This is a genomic window from Anabaena sp. FACHB-1391 (assembly GCF_014696755.1).
Classification (GTDB): domain Bacteria; phylum Cyanobacteriota; class Cyanobacteriia; order Cyanobacteriales; family Nostocaceae; genus Dolichospermum; species Dolichospermum planctonicum.
In genome coordinates, this window is sequence record NZ_JACJQS010000018.1 from 92,018 (window position 1) to 98,779 (window position 6,762).

5 protein-coding genes are annotated in these 6,762 nt (G+C 39.6%); all 5 read right to left on the reverse strand.

The features are described 5' to 3' along the window. Positions 1-113 precede the first annotated feature (113 nt). Positions 114-311, reverse strand: coding sequence for a DUF2949 domain-containing protein (locus H6F62_RS10915; protein ID WP_028083314.1), 198 nt, complete (start codon positions 309-311; stop codon positions 114-116). 210 nt (positions 312-521) lie between these two features. Beyond that, entirely contained in the window at positions 522-779 is a 258-nt protein-coding gene (locus H6F62_RS10920) for an Asr1405/Asl0597 family protein (RefSeq protein WP_035367753.1), read from the reverse strand. Between the two features lie 31 nt (positions 780-810). Beyond that, on the reverse strand, positions 811-1,539 hold the full coding sequence (gene cysE / locus H6F62_RS10925) for a serine O-acetyltransferase (RefSeq protein WP_190372036.1): 729 nt from the start codon (positions 1,537-1,539) through the stop codon (positions 811-813). Between the two features lie 651 nt (positions 1,540-2,190). Beyond that, entirely contained in the window at positions 2,191-2,682 is a 492-nt protein-coding gene (locus H6F62_RS10930) for a DUF2141 domain-containing protein (protein WP_137907132.1), read from the reverse strand. A 1,027-nt stretch (positions 2,683-3,709) separates the two neighbouring features. Beyond that, the coding region (locus H6F62_RS10935; RefSeq protein WP_242025975.1) for a calcium-binding protein at positions 3,710-6,762 on the reverse strand (3,053 nt) is incomplete at its 5' end.

A 6,762-nucleotide genomic window follows, 5' to 3' on the forward strand; every position in this document is an offset into this window, starting at 1 on the left:
ACCCAGATAAACATTAACAAATCCTGTAAAAAATAACATACTCAAGCCAGCAATGAAGCTAGTAATCATAATTTTACCTCTGATGTTCACTGATAATTTTTCATCTACCTTCACTAAGAATGTTCTGCAAGCCAATCAAAAATTCTGTCTAATTGCTGTAAATCCACTAAACCATATTGCCAAAGCAGCATCGGTAAAGGACAATGATTAAATTCAGGGTGTCGCGTTGCTACTGCAATATCAGCGGTGGAAAGTGCTAGTTCTTTTTGTAGGAATTGCAATAACTTCTTATTACTACTATTAATCACCATAATTGGACATTGACAATCGAAATCAATATAAAGTACAAGTTATTCCCATAAGCAATGACTAATTATTTTAGTTTGAGCAAACTGGGTGAACCTAAGCTTAGGTGAATTATCTTGAATATGCAAGATAGTTTGTGAGCGAACAATGACTTAGGATTGATATGCTTTTGATTAGATATTCCCAAAATCATTAATAGTCATCATTCATACTGATCAAAACTCCACACCGTTACACAAACAATTCTCTAACCATGTCACTAATTGATGACGAGAAGCAAAAAATTGCATTAATGTACTACGAACTAGAATCGCTTCTTGAAGGTTATTCACTTGGATACGCAAAGACCCATCCGGGGGACAGGAACAAGAAATCATTAACTCTTGCAAACGGTGATAAATACACCATCTATCACCCAGAGGAATTTGCAAAATTTGTTCACCAATATTTAAAAAATTACAATTGTGTGGCATGAGTAATTCAAACTGGATAAAGTTGACTTGATTAATCATCTTGATGATGATTTGTGAGAATTTGTATTTGTTTTTCCAGTTGGTCAATCCGAGAAAGTAAAGAACGAATTACACCTGCTTCTAGATCGGGTAATTTGTCATGTTCTAAGGGTGAAATGTGGTTATTCGACTTACGAGAAATAATCCTTCCCGGAACGCCGACTACAGTGGCATCTGGAGGCACATCACTCAAGACAATTGAACCTGCACCAATACGAACGCGATCGCTAATTTGAATATTTCCTAATACTTTCGCACCGGCACCGACGACAACATTATCACCTAAAGTAGGATGACGTTTACCGCTTTCTTTACCAGTTCCTCCCAATGTTACACCCTGATAAATAAGAGCATAATCTCCGATAATCGCAGTTTCACCAATTACCACACCCATACCATGATCAATAAATACGCCTTTGCCAATTTTTGCCCCTGGGTGAATCTCAATTCCTGTCAAAAACCGTCCCCAATGGGAGATAAACCGAGGAATAAAACTCACTTTATGGAGGTGTAACCAATGGGCAAGACGATGTAAACAAAGGGCATGAAACCCAGGATAACAAAATATCACCTCTAACCAATTAGAAGCGGCTGGATCACGCTCAAAAATCATCCGAAAATCACTAATTAACGGTTCTAAAAATAGTCCAGAAGGTTCATGTTTTTTCAGCTTTGTATTGACATTTTCGGTTTTACTGATACTGTTTAAAGACTGGTGCATTGATACTGTGAGGTGAAAAGATCCTGTAGTGTTTTCATGCTTATATCAGATAACTTTCCAAGGGACAAAATTAGTAACGCAGATTAGATTTATTAAATTTATTACCTTTGTACTCAATGGGTTTAAACCCCTCTTTAACAGAACTTTACATTTTCTGTTGGGGTAGGGGTACTAGCTTTTTATGATAGGGGTACTGGTATTTTTGGTTGAGGGATACAGCATTTTTGTACTCAAAACAAATCCCTTAACCTGTAAGACTTTGCAGCTATTTAGGTAAGATATTTTCAGATATATTAAGTTGTACTCATTGCTTCAGAATCGTTGCTTTGATGACAGTAAATATAGTTTTTATGTATTACCTAATACTATTATTATTTTATAGGTTTGCGAGATCAAAGCTGGATTTCTTTATTCTCTTTTATGGTTTGTTAGCTGTAGCTGGGTATACAAAATTTCCAAGCATTATCAATAATGACCTCAGAATATTTAGGCGTTGCTAAATTCATACCGCTATTATGCAACGCCAATATTTACATCAACATACAGCAGTTACCGGTATTCACAAAGTACAGATATTAATGATAAAACTCTTGTGGTGCGGGCATCTTGCCCGCATAAGGTCTACCTCACTCAAGCTGAACTTGTTGTAAATCAACGACCCAAAAGATATTGCATTTTGATTTGAAGATCAGTATTTGAACCTGCTACCAAAACAGCCGCTTGATTAAATTTAGGTGGACCTGTCAGAATTGCTGGATTGTTAGAAAACCCAAAACCTTCTACGGGAATACCAAAAGAATTAGTATTCATCATACCATCTTCATTAGCATCATGAATTAAAGCAACGGCATAATTCCCTGGTTTTAAGTTCTTAAAACTCAGTTTTTGAGGATTTTCTGTGATCTTGATACATTCGGATTGTACAGCTTTTTCACTATCACTAGGAAATCCCTTACTTCCAGAAAAAAGACTAGCACAAATTTTTCCAGATTGGTTTTTTATGCCTGCCACATTAATCGTCAAATTACCATTAAAATTGGCACTCGCACTAGTTAAAAATAGGAAACTTCCCAAAATAGGAAGTAACACTATTAGTCCCTGACTTGATGCTTTCCGCAAGGCGATTTTTAACTGTTCTTTCATTAACTAATTTACCCTCCATTAAATAGAACTAATATTTTATAATATTTTATCCAGCCATCTTGTCAATGTAGATTTTACGATTCTGTAATAGCTACAAAAACATCACTTTTACAAGTATAACAGGAACTAAGAAGATATTAAAAATCATGGGGATTAAAGTCTGATGTGGTGACATAAAAATTACTTGACAAGTAGGCAAATGGTATTAATTTCACAAATATCAATTAAAAACACCGTTAAAAATTATTAAATACAGCAGTTCCCGGTATTCACAAAGTACAGATATTAATGATAAAACTCTTGTGGTGCGGGCTTCTTGCCCGCTAATGGTGTAACTCACTCAAGCTGAATTTGCTGTATCTTTGAGAATTAATCCCTTATGGTGCGGGCTTCTTGCCCGCTAATGGTGTAACTCACTCAAGCTGAATTTGCTGTATCTTTGAGAATTAATCCCTTATGGTGCGGGATTCTTGCCCGCTAATGGTGTAACTCACTCAAGCTGAATTTGCTGTATCTTTGAGAATTAATCCCTTGTGGTGCGGGCTTCTTGCCCGCATAAAGTGTACCTCACTCAAGCTGAATTTGCTGTATCTTTGAGAATTAATCTCTTGTGGTGCGGGCATCTTGCCCGCATAAAGTGTACCTCACTCAAGCTGAATTTGCTGTATCTTTGAGAATTAATCTCTTGTGGTGCGGGCATCTTGCCCGCATAAAGTGTACCTCACTCAAGCTGAATTTGCTGTATCTTTGAGAATTAATCTCTTGTGGTGCGGGCATCTTGCCCGCATAAAGTGTACCTCACTCAAGCTGAATTTGCTGTATCTTTGAGAATTAATCTCTTGTGGTGCGGGCATCTTGCCCGCATAAAGTGTACCTCACTTAAATTAAATGTGACTCATGCAGTGTGACGCACCAACCAGTAGATTTTTTATTGTGACACTTGCGTAAATCCTCTTGAATCTGGGAATTTTGAGAGCAGCAGAGACGTTATATAAAACGTCTCTACCTTCACTTAAATTACTACCAATTAGGTTAAAACCAGGATTTCCTGAACTAAAGCTGTGGTAAAGTTATTCAATCCGAAAGTCCCTGTGAAACCTGTCACTTCAATAATTGCATCCGTAGTGGCACTAAATCCTGCGGTAGCATCATTAATAGCGACAAAGGTACGGGTATTAGTACCCGTACCCAAAGTGAATTGAGCAGCAGAGTTAGCTGTAAACACAGTAGTAGTTAACCTAGCTGTAATACCTGCTGTATTAAGTGCTGTCACTGTTCCTGCATTAGAGAATCCGCTGCGGGCAGTGGAAACGACGAATAAATCAGCAGTAGCATTGAAGTCAGTAATCACATCAAAGTTACTGAAAACAGAATCGCTTAAAGTGCGGTAGTCAAAACGGTCTGTTCCTAACCCTCCAGTTAAGGTATCTTTTCCAACTCCTCCAGTTAGTCTATCATTCCCAGCACCTCCATTCAGGCTGTTATTAGCACCGTTACCTATGATGACGTTATTACCTGTGTTTCCAGTCCCGTTAATTGCTGCTGTTCCCGTTAAAGTCAGGTTTTCCACGTTAGCAGCCAAAATAGTGTAAGTAACACTAGATTGAATGGTATCTGTACCAGCGTTAGCCAGTTCTGTAATAGTATCAGTGGTGCTATCTACGATGTAAATATCATCGCCACTACCACCAATTAACGTATCTGTACCCGCACCACCATCAAGGGTGTTATTACCACCATTACCAGTAATCACGTTATTATCACCGTTACCAGTCCCGTTAATTGCTGCTGTTCCCGTTAATGTCAGGTTTTCCACGTTAGCAGCCGCAATAGTATAGGTGATACTAGATTGAATGGTATCTGTACCACCGTTGGCCTGTTCTGTAATAGTATCAGTGGTGCTATCTACGATGTAAATATCATCGCCACTACCACCAATTAACGTATCTGTACCCGCACCACCATCAAGGGTATTATTACCACCATTACCAGTAATAACGTTATTACCACCGTTACCAGTCCCGTTAATTGCTGCTGTTCCCGTTAATGTCAGGTTTTCCACGTTAGCAGCCGCAATAGTGTAAGTAACACTAGATTGAATGGTATCTGTACCCTCGTTGGCATTTTCGGTAATGGTATCTGTGGTACTATCTACAATGTAGATATCATCACCTAAACCACCAATTAAGGTATCTGTCCCCGCACCACCATCAAGAGTGTCATTACCAGCACCACCATTAAGGATGTTATTACCAGCGTTACCAGTAATCACGTTATTACCTGCGTTCCCAGTCCCGTTTGCTGCTGTTCCCGTTAATGTCAGGTTTTCCACGTTAGCAGCCGCAATAGTGTAAGTAACACTGGATTGAATGGTATCTGTACCTGCGTTGGCATTTTCGGTAATGGTATCTGTGGTACTATCTACAATGTAGATATCATTGCCACTACCACCAATTAACGTATCTGTACCTGCACCACCATCAAGGCTGTTATTACCACCATTACCAGTAATCACGTTATTACCTGCGTTTCCAGTGCCGTTAATTGCTGCTGTTCCCGTTAATGTCAGGTTTTCCACGTTAGCAGCCGCAATAGTGTAAGTAACACTAGATTGAATGGTATCTGTACCCTCGTTGGCATTTTCGGTAATGATGTCTGTGGTACTATCTACAATGTAGATATCATCACCTAAACCACCAATTAAGGTATCTGTCCCCGCACCACCATCAAGAGTGTCATTACCAGCACCACCATTAAGGATGTTATTACCAGCGTTACCAGTGATGACGTTATTAACAGCATTACCAGTACCGTTTGCTGCTGTTCCCGTTAATGTCAGGTTTTCCACGTTAGCAGCCGCAATAGTGTAAGTAACACTGGATTGAATGGTATCTGTACCTGCGTTGGCATTTTCGGTAATGGTATCTGTGGTACTATCTACAATGTAGATATCATTGCCACTACCACCAATTAACGTATCTGTACCTGCACCACCATCAAGGCTGTTATTACCACCATTACCAGTAATCACGTTATTACCTGCGTTTCCAGTGCCGTTAATTGCTGCTGTTCCCGTTAATGTCAGGTTTTCCAGGTTGGTAGCAATAGTCAAGGTGACACCGGATTGAATGGTATCTGTACCTGCGTTGGCCTGTTCTGTAATCGTGTCCGTGGTACTATCTACAATGTAGATATCATCACCTAAACCACCAATTAAGGTATCTCTACCCGCCCCACCATTAAGGGTATCATTACCATCCCCTCCATTCAGGCTGTTATTAGCACTGTTACCAGTGAGGACGTTATTACCTGCGTTTCCAGTGCCGTTAATTGCTGCTGTTCCCGTTAATGTCAGGTTTTCCAGGTTGGTAGCAATAGTCAATGTGACACTAGATTGAATGGTATCTGTACCTGCGTTGGCCTGTTCTGTAATCGTGTCCGTGGTACTATCTACAATGTAGATATCATCACCTAAACCACCAATTAAGGTATCTGTACCCGCACCACCATTAAGGGTATCATCTAAGTTGCCACCAATGAGATTATCTGCTTGGGTTGTACCAGTAATGTTAAATTTCTCGATGTTGCTATAGTTGACGGTATTACCTGCGGCAGAAATTGTCCCACTACCTGGGGAGGTAACGGTGGTGCTAATTCCGACGGTGGTAATGGCAGAATAATCAACTTTTAGGGTATCGGTTCCACTGCCGCCATAGAGATAATCATCTCCGTCTCCACCATTGAGGGTATCATTACCATCTTCACCGTAGAGTTCATCATTTCCTGCACCACCGTTGAGAATATCCTCACCTTCTCCACCAACTAGTTTATCATCGCCAGCGTTGCCCGTGAGGATATCATTACCTGCTCCTCCATAGATTTCATCGCCACCAGAACCACCAATGACGGTATCATTACCATTATTTGCGTAAACTTTGGTGTCGTTATAGTACCAATAGTTACCATCACCATAATAGTAATAACTATTGTCAGTGGCAGAAATATCAATGTTATCATTACCTGAACCTATTACTAGGTAAATTCTTTCGATTTCTTTGATCTCTTTTGTCGTCAACCCAT